This is a genomic window from Lonsdalea quercina, assembly GCF_900107885.1.
Taxonomy (GTDB): Bacteria; Pseudomonadota; Gammaproteobacteria; order Enterobacterales; family Enterobacteriaceae; genus Lonsdalea; species Lonsdalea quercina.
Window position 1 is genome coordinate 34,554 of the sequence record NZ_FNQS01000003.1, and the last position, 21,696, is coordinate 56,249.

The following is a 21,696-nucleotide window of genomic DNA, read 5'->3' on the forward strand; positions in this document are numbered from 1 at the left end:
GAACGCGCCCGGTATCAGGCGCGTTCTTTCTGTTGTTTTAGGCCTCAGACTCGCCGGAATACGCAATCCCCTGACGCAGACGCCATGAACTCAAGGCAAAGGCCAGCAGTGTGATCACAACGGCATACAGCATGTTGTCGCCGATAACACAGGCGACGCCAAGACAAAACAGGCTCGCCAACAACGCCATGACTCGTTGATGTCCGCGCAGCAGGCGACACGCCGACAGAGAAGCCGCCAGATAGATCATCACAAAGACACCGTTGGCGCAGGCAATCAGGCTATCCAGACCAATAGACCATCCGTACTTGAGGGCAACCGTGATGGCGACGGGCAGTATCGCGAACAATGTCGCCACGACCGGCGCATGGAAACGGTTACGGTATGCCAGACAACGGCTTAGCGCGCCCTTTCCCTTCATCGAAACAATCAATCGGGTGAAACTGATGATATAGAGATTGACTGCGGCAAGGCAGGTCAAAAACCCCATCAGCCCCGTCACTATCGCTCCCGTTCGCCCAAATGCCTGCCCGATCAGCCGGGGCAACGAGGAGATATTGTCGACTTCGTTGCCAAAGGCGGAAAACCGCAGCACGGTGTAGCTCAGCAAACAGTACAGGCTGAGCGCAATCGTCAAAGAGATAACCATCGTGCGGGGAAAATCTCTTTCGGGAGAAGCAAATTCCGGAGCGAGATGAGCGACGGCTTCAATCCCCACAAAGCACCAGAAAATAATGCCCATCGCCTTGAAGAACGGTAATAGACTCTCACCCCCCGTCGGTATGATCTTAGGCGCGGCGCTCGGTACCGCTATGAATCCCACCACGATGACGCTGATGAGCACCAGCGCCGTCAGCACGGTAATCCCGAATTGCACATTGCCCGACAGCGTCACGTTGAAGGTATTGACGATGAGAATCAGCGACAGCATGAGCAGCGCGAAATAACCGCAGTAAACCGGAGGAAGGCCCAGGCAGTACACCAGATAATTAGCGCCGGTGATCACCACCACCGGCGGCCCGATGGGGATGACAGACAGGTACAGCCAGGAGATGCTTTGCCGCAGGCGGTGTCCGTAGGCCAGTTCAACAAAATGCGCGGTACCGGCACTGTGAGGGAATTGACGCCCCAATAGCGCAAAGGTGAATACTACAGGCAGCACCAGCAATGTCATACCTAGCCATGCCAACCACGCCCACGCTCCGACCAGTCCGGCCACCATCGCCGGAACGATGAATACGCCTGAACCCAATAACGTAGAAACCAGAAAACCGACACCCTGATGTAGGCTTAACTTACCGCACTGCTCAGACACGACATCTCTCCCTTTATCGAATCCCTGTCATCCAAATGACGACAATGACACAAGCCGTGAACACGTAACGCTTTATCATCGGGACGGTCGGCATTCCATATTTCGATCAACGAACGCTCACGAATATTGCCGTATGAAGGCTGGCTCATATTGAAACAGTCGTAAACATCTCCGACAGAATTCACATTCAGATTCGTGCCGATGCGATGGCAATCTCCAGCCAATTCACCGACGATGATCCCGCGATCATTTTCACGCTTGATAATTTTAATCGGCCATTCGAAGCCCATATCCCGATCATACTGCCGGATACGACCCACCTCTTCAACCAAACGCGTATAGGGCACCAGAAAATCTTCATAACGATGTTGTTTAGCACTGCCTTCATACAGCACGGTATCAACCAGCGGAAAAATAGTATGGCTGCGGCAGTAATTCCAAATATCGTAAATTTCATCGATATTCTCAGGCAAAACTGACGTTTCAATCGCCAGTCGAGTATTCCCTTTTTCCAGTCGGTTAAAACCAGCGTCCATAAGATTTTTCAGCCCACGGCGCATTTTAGAAGCAGCATTATGAATATCACCGACAATTTTATTCTGAACATCGTCTTTGAAACTATTGATTTTTCCTATAATGGAAACATCGCGAGCATAAAGTTTCCGTGCGGTATCACTATTAATCGCCGTCATATTAGAGAAAACGATACAGTGTAAACCCTTATCGCCAATATAGTCGATCACCTCCCAGAAGTTACGCGCTAGCAGCGGCTCCCCAGCGCCCGCAACCAGCACCGTTTTAATGCCTAACGCAAGTCCATCGTCCACCATTTTTTTTATTTCTTCTGTAGACAGTTCATTGTCGAACTTTTGGGTCTGGGTATAGCAGAAGGGACATTTAAAGTTACAAATGTTTTCCAACATAATGGTGAGCGTTAGCAACTGACGATCTCTTAGTGCGAAATAAACGTCCTGTTTAGTAAAGGCATTTCCGTGAAGTGAATACATTGCTTCTTTATCCTTAATTAGAAATAGTAAAATGCCTAGATAAACTATATCTATATCCTTAATTTAAAATTGATCAAGGTCAATTTTAAAAAATTGTCAGTTTTAATCATTACCGAAAATATATAAACAAAAAAAACAATTTTCAGTTATAAATGAAATTAAGTTATAGCCAGCGAAGAAAAACCATAAGATGAAATCTTAATGCGAATCAATTAAATAATTAATAACAACCAAAATCTATCACCGCATTTCAATAAAAAAACAATTTAGCGTTTTATTTTTAATGTTATGAACTTATTCTATCGCCCTATTACCCTCTTTTTCGCAGACGAAAATCCACTTCAATAATAAGCCATGAAACCGTTGTTCCATCGTGGTGCCTAAATAGCGTGGCGTGCTGAGAAAGAGTGCAACGACTTCACCATGAACTGCGCCTGTTCATCCCGCTTCGCACGCGGCAGAGTGTCTTTTCCCTCGCGGCATAGGCGATAACAGCGGGAACGTGTATCATCCCGGCCGGATTATTCCGTTTAACACACTGGCGATGGCACATTATTTGCTGCCGTTAGCGCATAGCAATCATAAATTCTTGGATGAAACGGGATAATGTTATGGCGAAAGAGAGCGCAGATAACCAAAGAAAACTGGGGTTATGGCAGGTAGTGATTATGGGCGTCGCATACATGACGCCCATGACCGTTTTCGACACCTTCGGGATTGTCTCTGGCCTCACCGAGGGCCGAGTTCCGCTCGCTTATTTGCTGGCGCTGGTGGCCGTTCTGCTCACGGCGCTCAGCTATGGCCGCATGGTGAAGGCCTTTCCGGAAGCAGGCTCGGCCTACACCTATACCCGTAAGACCTGCGGCAATCAGGCCGGATTTATGGTCGGCTGGGCCTCACTGCTGGACTACATGCTGCTGCCGATGATCAACGCGCTGCTCGCGGGAATTTACCTGAGATCGCTATTTCCTCAGCTACCGCCGTGGATTTGGATTGTCGCCTTTACGTTGCTGGTCACCTGGATTAACAGCCGCAATATCAAATTACTGGCCAACCTGAACTTTCTCTTTGTCGGGGCGCCCGTATTGCTGATGGGCGTGTTTATCTATCTGGTGATACAGGGCGTCAGCCATCAGGGCGGTCCCGATGCCGTCTGGACGCTGCGTCCCCTGTTGAACGGCGACACCAGCGTGATCCCGCTCATCGGCGGCGCGGCGGTGCTGTGCTTCTCTTTTTTGGGATTCGATGCCGTGACGACCTTGTCCAATGAGACACGCTCGCCGAAGCGCACCATCCCTCGCGCCGTCTTCCTGACCGCTCTGATCGGGGGCGCCATCTTCTTCACCGCATCCTGGTTTATTCAGCTGTATTATCCGACCAACGCCCAGTTCAAAAATCCCTCAGAGGCGATGCCGGAAATCGTTCTTTACGTGGGCGGTACGTTATTTCAGTCGCTGTTTCTGGTTGCGATACTTATCAATACTTTCGCCTCCGCGCTGGCTTCTCACGCCAGCGCCGCGCGCCTGCTACACATCATGGGGCGCGACGGCATTTTCCCCGGTTCGTTGTTCAGCTATGTCCACCCGCGTCTTGGCAGCCCGCTGTTCTGCGTGCTGTTTATTGGCGGACTGTCGATGAGCGCCATGTTCTTCGGGCTGGATACCGCCGTGTCTTTGATTAGTTTCGGCGCGCTGGTGGCGTTCACCGCGGTCAACGCATCGGTCATCGCTCTTCACGTCATTCGAGACAAACGGCTATCTTCGGCCAAAGAGTGGTTATTCAACCTGGTCCTTCCGCTGCTGGGCATCGGCACCATTGGCGTGATGTGGGCGCATCTGGACAAGGATTCGATGATTCTGGGTCTGGTCTGGTCGGCGATTGGGCTAGGCTGGATTATCTGGTTCCGAATCACCAAGCGCGAACTGGTGTTCTCCTCCTGACCTGTCGCGGTTCCCGAACCGCGCAGGGCCGCCCGACTCTTTTTTAGCCGCGACGCCGCATCATATCGTCCCGACGTTCGGCGTCGGCGCGCGACTTCTCACTCACCGCCCGAAGCCAGTGAGCCGCGCGCTCCGCGCTCAAAATAAACACGCCGTCATCATCTGCCAGAGCCATATCGCCGGGACGAACCGTCACCCCGCTGACGACGATGGGATGGTTGACCACGCCGCCGGTTCCCTGTGCCCACGTGGTGATAGCGCTGATACCACGGCAAAACACCGGCCATCCCAACGCCCGCAACGCCCGCGTATCCGTTACCGCCCCTGACACGATCACGCCCGCCACGCCTTTGACCTGCGCCGCCAACGTTCGCAGTTCGCCCCAGCAGGCACGCTCGGCGTCTTCCATCGCGTCGATGACCAGCACATCGCCCGGCTGACTCAGCAACAGCGCCTCGCGCAGCGCGCCGCCGTCCGGCATCCGCAGTCTGACGGTCACCACGTTGCCCGCCAGACTAACGCCCGGAAACAACGGGCGCACGCCACGCAGATAGCCCTCATCCGTCAGATGGCCCAGCGTGGAGGTCTCTATTTGCCGCCACTGGGCCAGTAGATCGTCGCTCACCTTCTGCTGACGCGGCAGTATGTCATAAGTCATCGGCTCGCCTTCTCTGACACGGGTCGCTCGCGGCCAAAAGGAATACACAGCGGCGTCTGGAAAAAGGGATCGGGGATAATACGGCAGTCCAGATTGAACACCGTTTTCACCATTGTCTCCGTTAGAATGTCGGCGGGTCGTCCCTGCGCAAACGCCGTGCGGTTATGCACCGCCACCATGTGATCGGCGTAGCGACAGGCCAGATTCAGGTCGTGCAGCACCATCACAATCGTTTTACCGGCCTGACGGTTCAGATCGCGCAGCAGATCCAGCACCTCAATCTGATGCGCCAGATCGAGATAGGTCGTCGGCTCATCCAGCAACAGCACCTCCGTATCCTGCGCCAGCGTCATCGCAATCCACACCCGCTGCCGCTGGCCGCCGGACAGCGCGTCCACCGGCCGTTCGGCCAGATCCGTGATCCCGGTCTGCTGCAACGCCTGAATGACGCGCGCCTCATCCTCTTGCGACCACTGCTGAAACCAGTTCTGGTAGGGATAGCGCCCCAAACTCACCAGTTGCCGGACGGTGATCCCCTCCGGCGCATCCGGTCGCTGCGGCAGGATCGCCAGTTGCCTGGCCACCGCCAGCGTGGACTGGCGATGGATGTCCTCGCCGTTGAGCAGCACGGCACCGGCCTGTGGCGCCAGCAGCCGGGCGAACGACTTCAATAGCGTACTTTTTCCGCAGCCGTTGCTGCCGATGAGCACCGATATTTTGCCGCGCGGCAGCCGGATATTGAGCCGGTCGATGATGATCTGCGGCGGATAGCCGAGCGTCAGATCGCGGCTGGTGATAGCGGTCATGCTTCGTTACCTCAATGGCGTTGTTTCAACAACAGATACAGGAAAAACGGCGTGCCTAACGCCGAAACAAAAATGCCCGCCGGTAAGTCCAGCGGCAGGAACAGCGTACGCCCGCACAGGTCCGCCAACAGCACCAGACCCGCGCCGCAAATGGCCGTCATCGCGGCCTGTCCGGCGAAGGCGGGACCCACCAGCCGCTTGGCGATGTGAGGTGCGATGAGTCCAACGAACGCCATCGCCCCGCCCCAGGCGATCGCCGCTCCGGCCAGCGCCACGCTGACGGCCAGCAGCCCGAGCCGGCTCCACTGCACACGGACGCCAATCCCCTGCGCCAAATCGTCGTCGAGCTGCTGCGCCGTCACATGCCGCGCAACGCCCATCCACAGCGGAACGATCGCCAACAGCCAACCGGCGAGCGTGCGGGTTTCCTGCCAGTTGGCGGCGTAGACGCTACCGGTCAACCAGACATAAGCCGATAGCGTGGTCGTCAACGGACTGAAAACCAACAGGAAGGTCGTAACGGCCGTCAGCAGCGCCGAAATCCCCACGCCGGTGAGCACCAGTCGTTGCGGCGAGACGCCCGCCCGCCAGGCCAGCAGATAGACCGCCAGCGCGGCGACGGCGGCGCCCAACATGGCGGCGAACGGCAAATAGCCCGCCCCCAACGCCATCGTTGGGAAAGAGAGAGAGCAGACCATGGCGGCGCTGGCCCCGCTGGTGATGCCCAGAATATCGGGCGAGGCCAGCGGGTTGCGGATCATCGCCTGCAATAACAGGCCGGAAAGCGCCAGCGCCCCGCCCACCAGCATCGCCAGCAGGCTGCGCGGCAGTCTCAGTTCCGTCACGATAAAAGCGATCCCCGCCTGTCGCCCATCCGCCAACGACTGTAATGCCGTCCAGGGCGACAGCGGGATCTTACCCAGACACAGCGACAGCAGCAGCAGTCCCAGCAACACCCCACTGGCGATCAGCAGACGAATCACCGTTGAAAGATTGATCTGTCGGGAAAAGCCTCGACTACGCAGGCACACGATCTTATCCATGTCGACCTCCGCGACGCAGCAGAGACAGGAAGCAAGGCGCGCCAAGCAGCGCGGTCATTACGCCGACCGGCACCTCTTGCGGCAGGATGACGATACGGGCCAGAATATCCGCCAGCAGCAGCAGCGCGGCCCCTAACAGCGCACATCCCGGCAGCCGCCAGCGCTGGTCCATCGGAAATAGGCGCTTGGCGATATGCGGGACGACCAGTCCAATAAAGCCAATATTGCCCGCCATCGCCACCGCGCTGCCCGCCAGCACCACCACCAGTACGCACATCATCAGCCGAATCCGACCGGTACGCTGCCCTAATCCACGGGCGATCGCCTCGCCCGCGCCCAGGACGTTCACCTGCCCCGCCAGCAGCAGTGAGGCCGCCAGCGCAATCAGACAGCCCGCCAGCAGCGGGCGAATCATCGTCAGATCCCGATCCGCCACCGACCCGGCTAACCAAAACAGAATGGTATCCAGTCCCTCCTGACTGACCACCAAAATGGCCTGACTGAAGGCCGCGAACATGGCCGAAATCGCCGCCCCCGCCAGCACCATGCGCAACGGATTGAGGCGTCCCTGCCCCAGCGTACCGGTTAACCACACCAGCCCTCCCGCCAACGCGGCTCCCGCAAAGGCCGCCCCCTGCCCAAACTGCGGCGACACCGACGGCAGCAGCGCCGCGCAGACAATCAGAAAAAACATCGCCCCGGCATTGACGCCGAACAGTCCCGGCGACGCCAGCGGATTTCGAGTCAAGGCCTGCATCAGCGCCCCCGCGACGGCCAGACTGCCGCCGACCACCGCGGCAACCACCGTCCGCGTCAGTCGCGTCGAGGTCACAATGCTGTGACTCACATTCATGGCGTCGGAATGAAACAGTGCTGCCGCTACCTGCGCAGGCGGGATAAACACCGGCCCCACGGTCAAACTCACCAGGGCCAGTAGAAAGACCAGCAGAACACAGCCCGCCAGTGCGATAACACGATAACGCTCCCGAGCGTGGCCCCGCCTCATGATGCGCCGCCTTGCGTGACCCGTTCAACATCCGTCAGTATGCGTTGCGCGCCGAGAATACCGCCGGACAAACTCCAGGTGACGCCATCCACCCGCCACACTTGCCCCCGCTGCGGAGCGCGCATCTGCCGCCATAGCGGGTGTGCGATAACCCGTTGGTAATGTCGCATGGCGGAAGCGCGTTCCGTGCGCAGAAACACAAAGAAGATATCGGCGTCCACGACCGGGAGACTTTCCAGATTGGTCAGTTTGAGCGAGACGCCCGGCTGCGCGCGGCTGGCTTCGCTCCAGCCAAACCCCAGCTCGGTGAGCACCGATCCCGGGAAGCTGGCGGGCAGATAACTGCGGATGTGATCTTCGCGAATATCCAGCACCGCGACGGTCGGCGGCCACCGACGGCCAAACTGTGGTTGCAGTCGTCCTCGCAACTGCGCCACCCGACGTTGCCAGTCCGCCAGCAATGCCTGTGCGGCCGCCTGCCGTTGCAGCGCCTGCCCCATCGCCAGTACGGTTTGCCTGAACTGATAGATCTCATCCAGCATCGTCACCGGCGCGATACGCGACAGCAGCCCGGAGATCCGCTGGTGCCGAAATCGGGATGCGACAATCGCCTGCGGGCGCAGCATCACGATGTCTTCCAGGCTAGGCTGCGTCTCCAGACCGACGATTGGCACCCCCGACAACGCCGGACGCAAATAGCGGTAGGTCGGCTTCTCACTCCAGGACTCCACCACGCCGACGGGCGTAATGCCCAGCGCCACGGCGGTGTCCGTCGCCCCCTGAAACAGAGTGACTACCCGAGGTTCAGCCGTGTCGGCCCACGCCAGACGCGGCCGGTTCAGCCCCAGCGGCAGCAAACCCAACGACAGCCGCAGTACGCTGCGGCGAGAAAGATGTCGGCGATGCACGTTAGCGGAGACCTCTTTCTAGCTGAATAAACGGGTTCACCACCTCGCCTTTGCCAAACGGCATGCTGCCCGGTCCGCCGGCGCGGGCGAGGGTCGGGGTGATCAGCAGTTTCTGCGGCCAGGTTTCGCGCTCGAACAGCGAATCGTGCAGCATCTCCCGCATATCCGCTTCCACGATCACCTCCGCGATAGCCTGCTCGATTTCGGCGCGCAAGGTGCGCCATAACGTGGCGGGAGCGATGGCGTAGACGGCGGCCAACGTGTCGATGATGGCGCGCAGGTTGACCTGTATTCCCAGCGTTTGCAGCCAGAACAGCAGGTCCGGCAATCGTTGGTGATAAAGCGTGTTGGCGGTGTTGCCGGGCTTGAGACGGTAGACCGGGTCCTGCATGCCATGCTTATTTAGCGTCGGGACGTGGATACGCAACGAGTCATGGTCGCGCAACAGCAGGCCGTGCGCCCGCCCCGCCTTCCAGACCAGCACCGCGTTTTGGCCGTGAATCTCCCCCAGCATCCCCAGCCGAAACAGGCGGAAATTCAGCGTGAAGAAGCAGCGGCACAACTCGGCGAACAGCATCAATACGTTTTCTTCGGCGACGGGCAGCGCGCGGTATGCCAACCAGTCGTCGAAGAAGTGGCGACGGCTGTCGGGCAATAACGTGCCCAACGCCGCCATCGGCAGCAGTCGGCACTCCGCATCCTGCAACAGCTGAGGCGGATAGCGACGCACCATCGCGGACAGGTGGCGCGGCGCCTCGTCGAACAGCGTCGCCTGCGGCGGCATGAATGCCCACCAGCGTCGTTCATCGCAGAGGAACAACCGCGCTTTTAGCTCCTCATCACGCGCCAGCGCCTCATGCAACAGCGCCTCGCTCAAATTGCCATTGATCATTTTGACGGCGGGTAGATAGCGCGACGCGCCCAGCGAATAGATCGCCATCGGCAGCTTCAGGTAATCCGCGCTGGCGAAACCGGGCGTCATGGAGCGCAACGACGAGGTCGGCAATGCTCCGTCGGATCGAAACGCCAGCCGACGGCAGCGCCCATCGTGCAACGCATCGCCCAAGAGCTGATCCAACACGTGCGCGTCCTGCCAGGGGTGTACCGGCAGCGCCACGTGACTTTCGTCCAGTCCGCGATCCACCAATTCGTGGGCCAGCCGGAGGCGATCGTCCGCCGTCAACAGATAGTCCGCCGGGGTTTGTCGCGGGAGATCTTCAATCCCTTCGCCGCACAGCAGGCAGTCGCGGGCGACGGCCACCCAACACAACGTCACTGGCCGGGCGAACTCCGCCACATAGTGCTGATAGTCCTGTGAATTCAGCCCCTGCTTCGCCTTGGCGGTCGGGTGATACGGCCGGTCGCGCAGCGAGGCCCACTGCTCCATGATATGAAAGAAGTCCGCATTATCGCGCGTCAGCAATTCATCGGTCTTGATACGGTGTGACTGCGACAGCGCCGTTTGCTGCACGCTGGTTTCCAGCGCTTCAAGAAACAGCCGCTGTCCCTGCGCGTTGTGCTCCGATGCGCCCTGAGCGGCGAAGACCCAGCGCATGAAGTCTTCCGGCGACAGCGCCTGCCACTCCGCCGTTTCAGGATCACCGACATAGACCGCCGATAGCGGCGCTTTCTCCCATGCCTGCGTGATGCCCGGCCTGAGCGCCACCAGCAGCGTCATCGCCTCCGGCGGTTGGCCGCGCCACAGCCACAGGCGCGCCTGCTCTGACGAAGACAGGCAGGCGCTCAATGGACTGGGGTGACCGTATTGCTGTCGCCAGGCGGTTTCCGACAATAGCGTGAGCGCCTCCGCGCCGAAAAACTGCTCCGCCAGCAGGCAGTCGATCAGATCCTGCATGACGATCTGCTCGGCGCGCAGACGGTGAAAGGACAGTGATGTTTCCATTCCTTAGACTCCTTTATCCGAAGACATTGTGGCGGCCAGTCTGGCCTGTAGAGCGCGGAAGGCGATGCCACGTTCATCCCCCAGAACAAATGTGCCGACGCCGCGCGCGCGCCAGCGTTCGAGGTCGCCCGGCTGGCGTGGAATAGCGCAATAGGGCACGCCCTGTTGTTGCGCCGCCCGCCATACCGTCGTCAGCGCGTCCTGTACCGCCGATTCGTCGATGCGCCACGGCATCCCGAGCGACTGAGAAAGATCCGCCGCGCCCTCCAGAATCATGTCCAGCCCCTCGACGGCGGCGATAGCCGCCGCCTGCGCCACGCCCGGCCCGCTTTCAATCATCGCGACCAGCAGGATCTCATGGTTGGCCCGGCGAACGTACTCCGCCAGACTCGTCTTGCCGAACGCGCCGGGACGGCCTGCGTTCAAACTCCGAACGCCTCTGGGGTGATAGAAGCAGGCGGCCACGGCCTCCCGCACCTGCCTCGCCTGCTCCACCATCGGCAGCACGATCCCCTGCGCGCCGCCATCCAGCAGGCGCAGAATGGTTTTCGGGTTGCCGTCGGCGACCCGTACCAGCGGCGTCAGGTCATAAGATTCCGCGGTGCGGATCATGTTCTCCACCGTTTGCGGGTTTATCAGCACATGTTCGGTGTCGATAATCACAAAGTTGAAGCCTGCCTCCGCGATCAGCTCTATCGACGCGGGCGAGGGAATAGAGGCAAACAGCCCGTAGGCTGGCGTTCCCGCCGCCAGCTTGCGTTTCAACGCGTTGACTCTCAGCATGAGGACGGCCTAAAGGGATAGAGCGGATTCGGCACCGCTTTGAAGCGGCGCTCGCCGTCGCCGAACAGACGGCGCTGGGTGAGCGCTTCCACCTCGTAGGTGGGCGCGAACACGTCAAATAGGGCATAGCGCGAGCGGTGCTGCGGATGCGCGGCCTGATAGTCAAGAATGACGTCGGCGGCCATTCGCCAGAAGCGCGACTCTTCCAGGCCATAGTGCTGACGCAGGAAGATCGCCATTTCCGCCAGACAAATAAAGAAAAAGGCGTCGCAGGTGAAGTCGCGCACCGCGTCGACATCGTCCGTCAGAATGAACGAATTGCGGTTGATTTTGGCATGGCTGGGGGGCAAGGGCGCCAGTTCCGGACAGCGATCCGGCCGCGCCAGATGCTGCGGCGAGTAGCGTACGCCGTCGTGAAAATCTTTGAGCGCGATGCGCTGCGGCCAGCCGTCGCGGGCGATCAGCACAATGTTCTGACCGTGCGACTCCATACCGATCCCCTCGGCGAACAGCATATGCACGATCGGCAAAACCGTGACGTTCAGCATCTGCCGCGTCCAGTTCTCCAGCCCGTACTGCCGTATCCAGGGGTCGATAAACGGAACCGGCTCCCCTTCGCTATAGCGATTTTCGACGTGGCTTAAGCCATTGAATGGGATCGCCTGCTCCCCCGGCAGCAAATAAGAGTGAATGCTTTCGCGCCACAGCGCGCCGAGCACGCCATAGGTCTGCGCGCTGCGGCTGGCGGGGTGCTGACGGGTATCCAGACTTACCCCGGCGATTTCTCCGAGGATGACGAATTTCAAGTCACGCGCGGTCTGATCGCTTTCGATCAGCTGCTGCAACCAGTCGGTGATGATCGGCCCGTTCATGACCGTGTGGCGGGCCAGAATTCGGGTGCTGGAGGTGTTGGTGATACTCAGCGACAGCTTGACGTAAGGCCGAGTGCTAACCGACCGATTCGCCAGCGTGCGGATAGATTGCTGTGCCTGCCAGCGGTCTGGAGTCGTCCCCAGACAAATTAACTCGCCGCTGACCAGCTCGCTATGACAGGCTGGCAGGATCACGTTGCGCCACTGCCAGGGATGCGCCGGAATCAGCCAGTAATCCGCCAGCCGTTTTCCCTGCTGTTCCAGCCGCTCGGCCCAGACTCGCCGGCAGGCCTCGCCAACTTCTTCGTTTAGAAAGCTAGCCAAATCCAGACGCGACGAATGATTGACGGACGCCAGCCCCTTTGCCACCGCCAGCCAGACCAGCGCAATCGGTTCTGCGAATTCCGGTCCCCACTGCGCGTTGTCATTCAGCGTGAAGCCGATGCGCGATTTGTAGCAGGGGTGGTAGCTGTGGGCGTCCATGAAGTGGCGCTCCAGCGCGTCGAAATCCAGCCGATGCGGCTCCGCAACGGGCGGGCAGGACTGCGCGCGGGACTGCAAATCTTTCAGTTGCGTCTGTTCCAGCTCCTGGACGAAGCGGGCCAGACAGGCCGGATCTTCGCTCTCGCTCAGCAGTTCGGACAGCAGCTGATGCAGCGACGGGATCGCGACCCCACCGTCACCGTCGAACCGGCGAAGGCTGGCGTAGTCCAGTCGAATCAGGTCGAAGCTGTCGCTGAACAGGCCGGTGCAACGATATTCCACCGGCCGGTTTTCCGCGTCGCGGCCCTGAATCACGAACAGCGATTGTCCGCCATCATGCGGCGTCCGCCGAAAGGCCAGCACCTCTTCATACAACAGCGTTTGCAGCAGTTGCCCGACCACGCGCTGTACCACCTGCTGGTAACGCGTCTTATCCATCTGCAACAGCCATTGACAGTCGGCGGCGTACGCATGCTGTCCGGTGGGTAACGATGTCTCCATGAGTATTGCCTTTATCCGTTGACGGTTAATAAAATCCTTCGCTTCAGCGCGGCGCCCTGTGCGGGGCCAGCAAGGCCGCCGCCTCGTCCGCCGACGCCTCCGCGCGGGGGAAGCGCAGAGCGCACGGCAGCGCCAGAAAAATCAACAGGCCGGTGGCCATAAACGTTTCGCCGATGGCCGACGATCGCAAGGACGCCAATGCCGCTCCGGTGCCGGTCATCCGCCATTCGAGGTAGAGCGCGGCCACCACCATCGCCAGCGAGGCCGCCAGCCTGCGCGCGATGTTGTTCATCGCCGCGCCCTGCGTTACCAGCGCATCCGGCAGCACGTTCAATCCGGCGGTAGTCACCGGCATATAAGACAGGCCCAGCCCCGCGCCGCGCAGCACCATCAGGACGAAGACCCCCCAGAGCGAACTCTGCGGCCCCAGCAGGCCCAGCCCACAGGTCGCGAGACCGGTCAGCAACAGACCCGCCGCGACCACGCGCGACGGCCCGTGGCGATCCAGCAGACCGCCGCCGATCCGCCCGAACAGGCTGGCGCTCAGCGCGGTGCACAGCAGCGCCAGACCGGTGTCGATCGCGCTGTAGCCCAGCACCAGCTGCACCAGCAGCGGCAACAGCACTAAACACTCAAACATGCCGACGGACTGAATCACGGTGATCGCCACGCTCAGGCGATAGCCGCGTAGCCGGAACATGCGCAGATTCAGCAGCGGCTCGGCCTTCCCCCAGGCGCGGCGCGTGAACAGCGTCAGGCTGAGCGCCGCCAGCGTAAGCAGCGTGATATTCAGCGGTTCAGACAGCGCGGAGATCGGATGCAGGCGGCTGGTCGCCAGCAGCAACAGACCGATACCGGCGGCGATCAGCGCGTAGCCCTTGGCATCGAACGCTGCCTTAGTATTCAGAGGTGTCATGGGTAAAACACGCCTCCCCATCAGCAGCGCCAACAGTCCGAACGGCAGATTGACGGCAAACAACGCGCGCCAGCTAAACGCCTCCAGCAGCAGTCCGCCGCAAAGCGGCCCCACCGCTGGCGCCAGCATCACCACGGCGCTCCATATCCCCGTGATGCTCCCTCGCTGCTCCCGCGGAAACACCGCAAAAATCAGCGTCAGCGATAGCGGGATCATCAGGCCGCTGGCGATACCCTGAGTCACGCGCGCGCCGATCACCCCGACCATTGACGTCGCCATCGCGCCGGCGAGCGACCCCGCCATAAACAGCGTCACGCCAATGAGATAGAGCCTTTTATGTCCCCAGCGCGCACCAAGATAGCCGGTCAGCGGCATGGTCATCGTCATGCTGACCATGAACCCGGCGATGATCCACGTCGCCAGCAGCGGCCCGACGTCGAACACGTTCATGAAAGCGGGCAACGCCGGGTTGAGCGCGCTGTTGCTCAGGCTGACCGTGATCGTGCCGAACAAGACGTTGGTCACCACCAGCGCACGAGAGCGGGCGCTAGCGCTCATGACGCTCCTCGCCCTCTTCGGGGGCGGACACAAACCACTGCGGCGGACGCGGATGGCACAGGAAGTCGGCGTGAGAGATGTTGTAGCCGTAGGCCCCCGCCATCGGCAGCACCAGAAGATCGCCGATGCGGACATCGGCCAGTCGACGGTCTCGGCTCAGAACGTCTTTGGGCGTACACAGCTGTCCAACCACCGTCCACGTCTGCCAGCGCGTCGGCGCCCTTTCCTCTTCCGTTAGATGAATCACCGGATGATCGTGCCCCTGAGCGACCGGCAGACGAAACTGGTGCGTGCCGCCGCGGCAGACCAAGAATCCCTTGCCGTGGCTGACTTTCGCATCCAGCACCTCGACGACGTAGTAGCCGCAGTAGGCGCTGATGAACCGCCCCGGTTCGAAGCGCACCACCGGCGCATCCTCCAGCGCGGCCAACCGCTGCGCCAGAAAACGGCACAGCGACGGCCAGTCAAACTGTTCCGCGTTGAGGTAGTCCACGCCGATACCGCCGCCGACGTTCAGATGCGTCACCGTCTCCGGCTGCCGCGACAGCGCTTTCCAGCGCGGCCAGCGGCTGAGATAGAAGTCCAGCAGTTGGTGGTGTCGCTCCGCCTGGAGCTGGTGCGACATGGCATGGACGTGGAACCCTTGCAGCCGCAGATGGCTGGCATCGTCAACCGCCGTGACCGCCGCCGCCAGTTCAGACTCGTCGATGCCGAACGGCGTCGGCTTCCCCGCCATTGCCAGCTTGGTGGTCAGCCCGTCGGACAGCTGGGGGTTGATGCGGATGAACACCGGTTGCGTCCGCCCATGCCGCTGCGCGCAGCGTTGCAGGCGGCGGATTTCGTGCTGGCTCTCCACGTGCACCGCCGCCACCTGGCGCTGCAACGCCGCATCGAAGTCGGCATCGAGCTTGCCCGGACCGGAAAAGACGAAGGGTCGCGGCGTCGTGCAACCCGCTACACGCTCGATTTCGCCGCCCGAGGAGATCTCAAACCCATCGACCCACGGCGCGACGGTGTCCAGAATCGGCTTCTCACTGTTGGCCTTAATGGCGTAATAAAGCTCGACGCCGGGCGGCAGCGCGGCCGTGACGGTCTTCACGTGTCGACATAGCGCGGTCAGGTCATAGACGAAGGCCGCCAGCGGGTCGGATTCCTGTTGTTGCAGGCGGCGGATCGCCGCGACGACGTGGGTCGGCAGCTCAGTCACGACGCCCCTCCTCATGCCACGGCGCGGGCAGGTTCACGTAGCCCGCGGCCCGGTCGGCCTCGGCAGAAAGCCGCACCTTGAGATTGGTTTTACAAGCGATTGGATGGCCCTTAATCAAGGCTTCCAACTCGGGCGCAGGCGCCTGAAGCTCGCTCAGGATCGCCTTCAGCTGTTCACGCACCCGCCGCCACATCTGCGGCGCCAGCGCAGGACGTTCGTGGCTCAACGCCAGTACCGCTTCCGACAGATGATTCACCAGCAGGCAGTACTGAAGACGGTTCCAGCCCTGCTGGCGCGAATAGCGCAGCGAGGCCCGAACGCGGGGATGCACCTCGTCGCCAATCACCCGCATGCCGTACTCGTCGGTTAACTTCACGCCCTCGAAGTCCCGCAACAACACCTGATGCGGTCGTCCCTGCCAGTGCACCAAGACGCTATTTTGCAAGTGCGGCTCCATCACCACGCCGTGGTTGAAGAACAGCGCCAGCACCGGTCGCAACAGCAGCGACTGGTAGTCGTCGAACCAGCGCAGCAGGCTGTGATCGTCGAGCGGATGTCCATAGTGCGCGTGCAGGAAGGGAGGGAGCAGCGGGCGCAGATCCGTCCCACGGGCGAACAACGTAGCGGCCATCAGGCTGTTTTTCGCGCCGGTATGGCGGCAGAAATTTTCTCGCAGAATGGCGCCGGTCTGCTCCCTGAACCAGTGCCGGTCGCTTTCGCTGGCCGTCGCGGGACTCCAGCTCAGCACGCCCGGCTCTCTGGCCGCCACCAGACCGCCCAGCGAGTCTGGCTGTCGCGTCAGCAGATCGGCGAACAGGCGGTCAATCAGCACCGTGCTTTCCAGCTCATACCAGGCATTTTTGCGGACACAATTGGTGATGCGAACGTTCAGCGATCCTTTGATGAAATAGTCGTGATCGTCAAGGTACCAGGTGCGGATCGAGGCGGTGGGACTGGCGACCCGGCTGCTGGCGCCCAGATCGCGGATTTCGCCGTCGCGCAGCCGCTGCTGCACCCGTTGGTCCTGCATAAACAGCCTTGCCTGCACCGGATGCATACAAATGATGGCCCGGTCGGCGCGCGCGTGGCGCTGGTCGGCGAATCCGTCCAGCACCTGCTCAGGCGTAAGGCCGTTAGCGCCGATGTGCAACCCGTCCTTCGGCACCTCGAACTGGTGCAGCGCCGCACGGGCCTGAAACTCGGGCGCCCACGGCGTTTGCCCCAACGCGCTCGGCCACAGGCGCGCCTTGGGCGCTGGGTGGCTGGGATGGCCGAACCACAGGCCCTGTTCACTGAGCAGATAGTGGCTGAGAGGCGAAGCCGCCGGGCGACGACCGTTGTGCGCCACAATCGCTTGCACCAGCCGTTGGCTCTGCCCGATTTGGGCCTGAAGCTCGGGATTGCGGTGGCCGGCCCAGGCTTCGCAGGCGGTGAGCAAGTCCGCGACAAAGCGGTCGAACGCCGGGCAATACCAACATTCGCCCGGCACTTTCAGGTAAACGTCCGAGAGATAATACTGACTGCCGAGGCTATCCCGGCGGTCAACCATAACGAACAGTTCCCGTTCCTCCGGCAGCCGGATCGTCAGGGGAACCCCTCGCCAGTCAGCGCCGTCGAAGTAGGCGCCGGGCGGGATGCCGCGCATATCATCGGGCCAGGTATAGCGCACGTGGCCCTGCGGAATGGCGAACTCTTTGATCAGGCAGTTCAGCAGTCCGTGTACGGCCGCTTTTTCGCCCGTCATTCTGGATAAGACGGCGTGATCGAGGTTATTCATCTCTGCTCCATAAGTGGTGCGTTCGTCCGGGTGCCGCTACCGTGGCGAGCGTTTTTTCATCCTGAAAAGCGAGTTAGAAATCGACGCTGTACCCCAGAGTGAGGGTCCTCCCGCGCCCGGAAAAGTAACGATCGGAATTCACAATCGCGCTTTGCGAGTAGTAGGTGATGTACTCTTTGTTAAACAGGTTGGCCACGGCCAGCTTGAGCTTGCCGCGCGGCAGCGCATAGCCCACCGCGGCATCGACCAGCAGGTAGCCGTTGAAGTCTTTCTCCGCGTCGTCCATCGTGCGGTCGAACGCATAGTTGGCCTGAATAAAGGACGTCCATTTCGGCGACCAGGTGGCGGCCCAGCTCGCGGTCAGACGATCCGGCGGCACATTCAAACCGTCGAGTTTTCCGTCAAGACTGCCGTTGCCGTCGCTGTCGTAACGGCCGCGAATGTGGGAATAGCCCACTTTCAGGCGATGATCGTCGTTGACCTTGTAGCCCAGCGTCGCTTCGATGCCGTCAATGCGGGTTTTCTGACGTTCGCTCTGGTAGGTGCCGTTCACGTCCACCACGCGTTCGCCCAGTTTGGAGGAGGATTCGTAGTAGCTGACCTCAAGGTCGAACGGATCTTGCTGGACGCGAAACCCGGCTTCGATGTTGTCGGTGACGATAGGCTCCAGCGGCAGCTGAGACACCGACTGCCCAGCGGCGCGAATACCGCGCAGCGTACGCCCGACGTCCGGGATACCGAATCCTTGTGAATAGTTGGCGAACAGGCTCAGCGGCGTGTAAGGCGTGGTCCAGACGGCGCCGACGTTATAAAGCGTTTTGTCGAAGTCCAGCTTGCCGCCTTCAACATCGACGCCGTTGTTGGCCGCGACGGTGCGGAAACTGTCGATATCCAACTTGGCGTATTCGTAACGCACCCCGGCAGTGAGCTTGAGCGAGTCAATCGGCTGGATATCCAGCTGGAAGAACGGCGACAGATCGGTGTACTGCATTTCCGGCGCATAGGTGCGTTGGGTCAGCCAGAGGTCTTGTTTTCCCCGATCGAACAGGGTGTCGAAGCCCAGCGTGGCCTTGAGGTAGTCGTCCCAGAGATCGTCTTTGGTCAGCGCCAGTTTGCTGCCATAGCGGCTGGAGACGACGCGCGACTGATCGTAGAGCTGGCCGCGCGGAGCCAGCGCAGGATCCTGAAAGGAAGCTGACCGGTCCGCGCCAAACAGGGATTCATAGTTCTGGTAATAGACCAGCGCATTGAATTTCATGCCGCTCAGATTGTAGTTATCATAGGTCGCGGAGGTGGTCCAGACGCTGTTCTGCGGCGCATCGCCGACCGGACGACCTTTTTCCGAGGTGGTCGCTATGCCGCTGTCGCGATCGCCGGTCACGCTCAGATAGTTCATTTTGCCTTTGATCTGATACCGGTTGAAGCTGAGCTGCACGCGCTGGTCGTTATCCAACCAGTAGCCGACCTTGGCGAGAATGTCGTAGGCGCGAGAGTCCATCAGGTCGCCCTGCGTGTTGTCGACCCCCACCGCCCGATCGTCGCCGTCCAGAAACAGGCCCTGATCTTCGTAGCTCAGCGAGAACAGGTAATCCAGATACTCCTGACGACCACTGAAACCATAGGTGGTTTTGTAGTTCATGGTGTCGCCTTCCAGCTGCGACGTCGGCGTCGTGGCTTCCACGCTGAAATGCTGGCTGAAGGAGTCCGGCGCGGGGCGCCGGGTGATAATATTGATGACCCCGCCGGTCGCGCCGATGCCGTTGCTGGCGCTGGCGCCGTGGATGACTTCGATACGGTCGACCATCGAAAAATCGATGGTGTGCATTTCACGCCCCGTGGGACGCAACGGGTTGGACTGGGGGATGCCATCTACCAGAATCAGCGGTGCACGACCGCGAAAGGTTTCTCCGCTGCCGCTCATTTTCTGGCGACTTGGCGCCATCGTCGGCAACAAATTACTCATGATCTGCGACGAGTCGGAGGTCAACTGACGCTGCTGTTCAATCTGTTCTTTCGAAATAATCGTGACGACCTGCGGCGAGTTCTTTTTTTCCGTATCCGTTCTCGTGGCCGTCACCACCAGTTCGTTGTCATTGTTGCCGACGCTGTCCGCCGCATTGGCCTGCGACCACAGCAATAACGGCGTTAACGCATAAAATGCCCGAGCCTTCATTCAATTGACCTCGTGATGTTTTCCCAGAAATACGGCCCGACCTGGGGACGGTGCCGGAAATGTCGCGTCGGCCTGCATCGCCGCCCGCGTATAAAACGTTATGGGCGGGCGATCGCCAGCGCCTCGCCAAGCGCCCGCTCAAAGCGCGCAACGGCGATTTCACACTCCGCCGGTGAAATCGTCAGAGGCGGCAGCAGCCGTACCACATTGCCGTGGCGGCCGCCCCGCTCCAGCAGCAGCCCTTGTTGGAAGCAGCCATGTTGGATCGCCGCCGCCAGCGGCGCATCGATGGGATAACTGCCGTCGGAGGACGGCGGCAGGCGTTCGTCCACGATTTCAATCCCTAACATCAGACCGCGGCCACGGACCTGCCCCAGGCAGGGGAAGCGTTGCTTCAGAAAAGTCAGCGCCTGCGTCAGCCATACACCGCGCGCGGCGGCCTGCTCGGGAAGCCGTTCGCGGATCAGGATCTCCAGCGTGGTTTTCCCGGTCGCCATCGCCATCTGATTTCCGCGGAATGTGCCGCTGTGCGCGCCCGGCATCCAGGCGTCGAACGCTCGGCGGATCCCCAGTACCGCGAGGGGCAGACCGCCGCCGACGGCCTTGGACATGACGATGATGTCTGGCTCGATACCTGCCTGCTCAAAGGCGAACAAGGTGCCGGTGCGCCCGAATCCAGCCTGGACTTCATCCACGATCAGGACGATACCGTACTGCCGAGTCACGTCTCGGAGCGTCCGTAGCCAGCTGTCCGGCGCAGGATTGACGCCGCCTTCGCCCTGTACCGCTTCCACAATTACGGCGGCTGGCAACGGCATTCCGCGCTCCACGTCGGCAATAAAATCAGTGAGATAGTGATTCAAAGCCTTGACGCCCGCTTCCCCGCCGATCCCCAAGGGACAGCGGTAAAGGTGGGGAAAAGGCAGGAACTGCACGCCGGGCATCAGGTTCTGTAGCGGATCTTTCGGGCCGGTATTGCCCGTGACCGCCAGCGCGCCGTGCGTCATTCCGTGATAGCCACCCGAGAAGCTGATGACGCCGCCGCGTCCGGTGAAGGTTTTGGCCAGTTTGAGCGCGGCTTCCACGGCATCTGCCCCGGAGGGACCGCAAAATTGCAGACAATAGCTGTCCGCGCCGCCGGGCAGCAGCGCCAACAGCGTTTGGCTGAATTCGTCTTTGAGCGGTGTGGTGAGATCAAGCGTATGCATGGGTAAACCGGAGAGCAGGAAATTTTGAATACTGGCGACTACCTCGGGATGATTGTGGCCCAACGCCAATGTTCCCGCGCCGGCCAGACAATCCAGGTAGTCTTTGCCCTCAACGTCCGTCACCCATGCGCCATGCGCTTTGGCGATGGCCAGCGGCAACTTTCTGGGGTAACTGCGCACGTTGGATTCCATCCACGACTGGCGCGTCAGGAAATCTGAATTTTTTTGATTAACATGCCGGTCAATCGCCAAGTGCTGCTGTGCCATCCGTCACCACCTCCTGTGATTATTTTGGATGACAACGATTATCATTAACAATTAGAAGACACAAGTGTTATTTTCTTGATGTAAAAATGAATAAATCCTTACAAATGGCGAACTTTAACCATCAATATGTTGATGATGAAGTGACTTTTATGAAAAAAGTGTGAGGTAAGAAATGCGCGTAAGAAGTGTAAAGAACCATTTTTTGTGGCGGCTGTCTCAAAATCATGTTTAAAAAAATTGATTAAGATACGCGTAAAATAGATAAGCCAATGAAATTAGTGCGGCCTGCCATATAAAAAGCCAGCCTGTTTCCAGGCTGGCTTGGGTCACGGTACAGCCCTAGGCCGACCCGTGCTACATGGAAA

16 protein-coding genes are annotated in these 21,696 nt (G+C 60.1%); 1 reads left to right on the forward strand and 15 read right to left on the reverse strand.

Features of this window, described 5'->3' with window-relative positions:
• Nucleotides 1–37: 37 nt before the first annotated feature.
• Entirely contained in the window at nt 38–1,315 is a 1,278-nt protein-coding gene (gene yjeH / locus BLU64_RS05480) for an L-methionine/branched-chain amino acid transporter (protein ID WP_074728071.1), read from the reverse strand.
• Complete coding sequence (locus BLU64_RS05485; protein WP_026741561.1) at nt 1,291–2,322, reverse strand: radical SAM protein; 1,032 nt, start codon at nt 2,320–2,322, stop codon at nt 1,291–1,293. Before BLU64_RS05485 ends, yjeH begins: the two co-directional genes overlap by 25 nt.
• A 593-nt stretch (nt 2,323–2,915) precedes the next feature.
• Here BLU64_RS05485 and BLU64_RS05490 point away from each other — a divergent pair.
• On the forward strand, nt 2,916–4,262 hold the full coding sequence (locus tag BLU64_RS05490; RefSeq protein ID WP_074728072.1) for an APC family permease: 1,347 nt from the start codon (nt 2,916–2,918) through the stop codon (nt 4,260–4,262).
• A gap of 43 nt (nt 4,263–4,305) precedes the next feature.
• Here BLU64_RS05490 and BLU64_RS05495 read toward each other — a convergent pair whose 3' ends face one another.
• From BLU64_RS05495 to BLU64_RS05555, 13 genes are all read right to left on the reverse strand, one after another.
• Nucleotides 4,306–4,920, reverse strand: a complete 615-nt coding sequence (locus BLU64_RS05495) for an RraA family protein (RefSeq protein WP_026741559.1) — start codon at nt 4,918–4,920, stop codon at nt 4,306–4,308.
• Nucleotides 4,917–5,726 (reverse strand): ABC transporter ATP-binding protein, encoded by an 810-nt coding sequence (locus BLU64_RS05500; RefSeq protein WP_074728074.1) that lies wholly within the window; start codon nt 5,724–5,726, stop codon nt 4,917–4,919. The genes BLU64_RS05495 and BLU64_RS05500 overlap by 4 nt, the downstream gene beginning before the upstream one ends.
• A gap of 11 nt (nt 5,727–5,737) precedes the next feature.
• Entirely contained in the window at nt 5,738–6,769 is a 1,032-nt protein-coding gene (locus tag BLU64_RS05505) for a FecCD family ABC transporter permease (RefSeq protein WP_026741557.1), read from the reverse strand.
• Nucleotides 6,762–7,775 (reverse strand): FecCD family ABC transporter permease, encoded by a 1,014-nt coding sequence (locus tag BLU64_RS05510; protein ID WP_051625422.1) that lies wholly within the window; start codon nt 7,773–7,775, stop codon nt 6,762–6,764. The genes BLU64_RS05505 and BLU64_RS05510 overlap by 8 nt, the downstream gene beginning before the upstream one ends.
• Nucleotides 7,772–8,683, reverse strand: a complete 912-nt coding sequence (locus BLU64_RS05515; RefSeq protein WP_074728076.1) for an ABC transporter substrate-binding protein — start codon at nt 8,681–8,683, stop codon at nt 7,772–7,774. The genes BLU64_RS05510 and BLU64_RS05515 overlap by 4 nt, the downstream gene beginning before the upstream one ends.
• Before the next feature lies 1 nt (nt 8,684).
• Entirely contained in the window at nt 8,685–10,586 is a 1,902-nt protein-coding gene (locus BLU64_RS05520; protein WP_217630043.1) for an IucA/IucC family protein, read from the reverse strand.
• A gap of 3 nt (nt 10,587–10,589) precedes the next feature.
• Nucleotides 10,590–11,369 (reverse strand): HpcH/HpaI aldolase family protein, encoded by a 780-nt coding sequence (locus tag BLU64_RS05525; RefSeq protein WP_026741553.1) that lies wholly within the window; start codon nt 11,367–11,369, stop codon nt 10,590–10,592.
• Entirely contained in the window at nt 11,363–13,225 is a 1,863-nt protein-coding gene (locus tag BLU64_RS05530; RefSeq protein ID WP_074728078.1) for an IucA/IucC family protein, read from the reverse strand. Before BLU64_RS05530 ends, BLU64_RS05525 begins: the two co-directional genes overlap by 7 nt.
• A 43-nt stretch (nt 13,226–13,268) precedes the next feature.
• Nucleotides 13,269–14,699: a DHA2 family efflux MFS transporter permease subunit gene (locus BLU64_RS05535; protein ID WP_074728079.1), complete on the reverse strand. Its 1,431-nt coding sequence runs from the start codon at nt 14,697–14,699 to the stop codon at nt 13,269–13,271.
• The gene (locus BLU64_RS05540; protein WP_074728081.1) at nt 14,689–15,906 is read right to left on the reverse strand and encodes a type III PLP-dependent enzyme; all 1,218 of its coding nucleotides are present in this window, start codon (nt 15,904–15,906) and stop codon (nt 14,689–14,691) included. Before BLU64_RS05540 ends, BLU64_RS05535 begins: the two co-directional genes overlap by 11 nt.
• Nucleotides 15,899–17,683 carry an IucA/IucC family protein gene (locus tag BLU64_RS05545; protein ID WP_074728083.1) on the reverse strand — a complete coding sequence of 595 codons (1,785 nt, stop codon included), beginning with the start codon at nt 17,681–17,683 and terminating at the stop codon, nt 15,899–15,901. The genes BLU64_RS05540 and BLU64_RS05545 overlap by 8 nt, the downstream gene beginning before the upstream one ends.
• 73 nt (nt 17,684–17,756) lie before the next feature.
• Entirely contained in the window at nt 17,757–19,856 is a 2,100-nt protein-coding gene (locus BLU64_RS05550) for a TonB-dependent receptor (RefSeq protein WP_026741549.1), read from the reverse strand.
• A gap of 98 nt (nt 19,857–19,954) precedes the next feature.
• The gene (locus BLU64_RS05555; protein ID WP_074728085.1) at nt 19,955–21,331 is read right to left on the reverse strand and encodes a diaminobutyrate--2-oxoglutarate transaminase; all 1,377 of its coding nucleotides are present in this window, start codon (nt 21,329–21,331) and stop codon (nt 19,955–19,957) included.
• Nucleotides 21,332–21,696 lie beyond the last annotated feature (365 nt).

What these genes read in the sequence shown, in the direction of transcription:
- BLU64_RS05495 (WP_026741559.1), bottom strand. Translation starts at nt 4,920, where the DNA reads ATGACTTATGACATACTGCCGCGTCAGCAGAAGGTGAGCGACGATCTA.
- BLU64_RS05545 (WP_074728083.1), bottom strand. Translation starts at nt 17,683, where the DNA reads ATGAATAACCTCGATCACGCCGTCTTATCCAGAATGACGGGCGAAAAA.
- BLU64_RS05485 (WP_026741561.1), bottom strand. Translation starts at nt 2,322, where the DNA reads ATGTATTCACTTCACGGAAATGCCTTTACTAAACAGGACGTTTATTTC.
- BLU64_RS05550 (WP_026741549.1), bottom strand. Translation starts at nt 19,856, where the DNA reads ATGAAGGCTCGGGCATTTTATGCGTTAACGCCGTTATTGCTGTGGTCG.
- BLU64_RS05530 (WP_074728078.1), bottom strand. Translation starts at nt 13,225, where the DNA reads ATGGAGACATCGTTACCCACCGGACAGCATGCGTACGCCGCCGACTGT.
- BLU64_RS05500 (WP_074728074.1), bottom strand. Translation starts at nt 5,726, where the DNA reads ATGACCGCTATCACCAGCCGCGATCTGACGCTCGGCTATCCGCCGCAG.
- BLU64_RS05555 (WP_074728085.1), bottom strand. Translation starts at nt 21,331, where the DNA reads ATGGCACAGCAGCACTTGGCGATTGACCGGCATGTTAATCAAAAAAAT.
- BLU64_RS05510 (WP_051625422.1), bottom strand. Translation starts at nt 7,775, where the DNA reads ATGAGGCGGGGCCACGCTCGGGAGCGTTATCGTGTTATCGCACTGGCG.
- BLU64_RS05535 (WP_074728079.1), bottom strand. Translation starts at nt 14,699, where the DNA reads ATGAGCGCTAGCGCCCGCTCTCGTGCGCTGGTGGTGACCAACGTCTTG.
- BLU64_RS05520 (WP_217630043.1), bottom strand. Translation starts at nt 10,586, where the DNA reads ATGGAAACATCACTGTCCTTTCACCGTCTGCGCGCCGAGCAGATCGTC.
- BLU64_RS05490 (WP_074728072.1), top strand. Translation starts at nt 2,916, where the DNA reads ATGAAACGGGATAATGTTATGGCGAAAGAGAGCGCAGATAACCAAAGA.
- BLU64_RS05505 (WP_026741557.1), bottom strand. Translation starts at nt 6,769, where the DNA reads ATGGATAAGATCGTGTGCCTGCGTAGTCGAGGCTTTTCCCGACAGATC.
- BLU64_RS05525 (WP_026741553.1), bottom strand. Translation starts at nt 11,369, where the DNA reads ATGCTGAGAGTCAACGCGTTGAAACGCAAGCTGGCGGCGGGAACGCCA.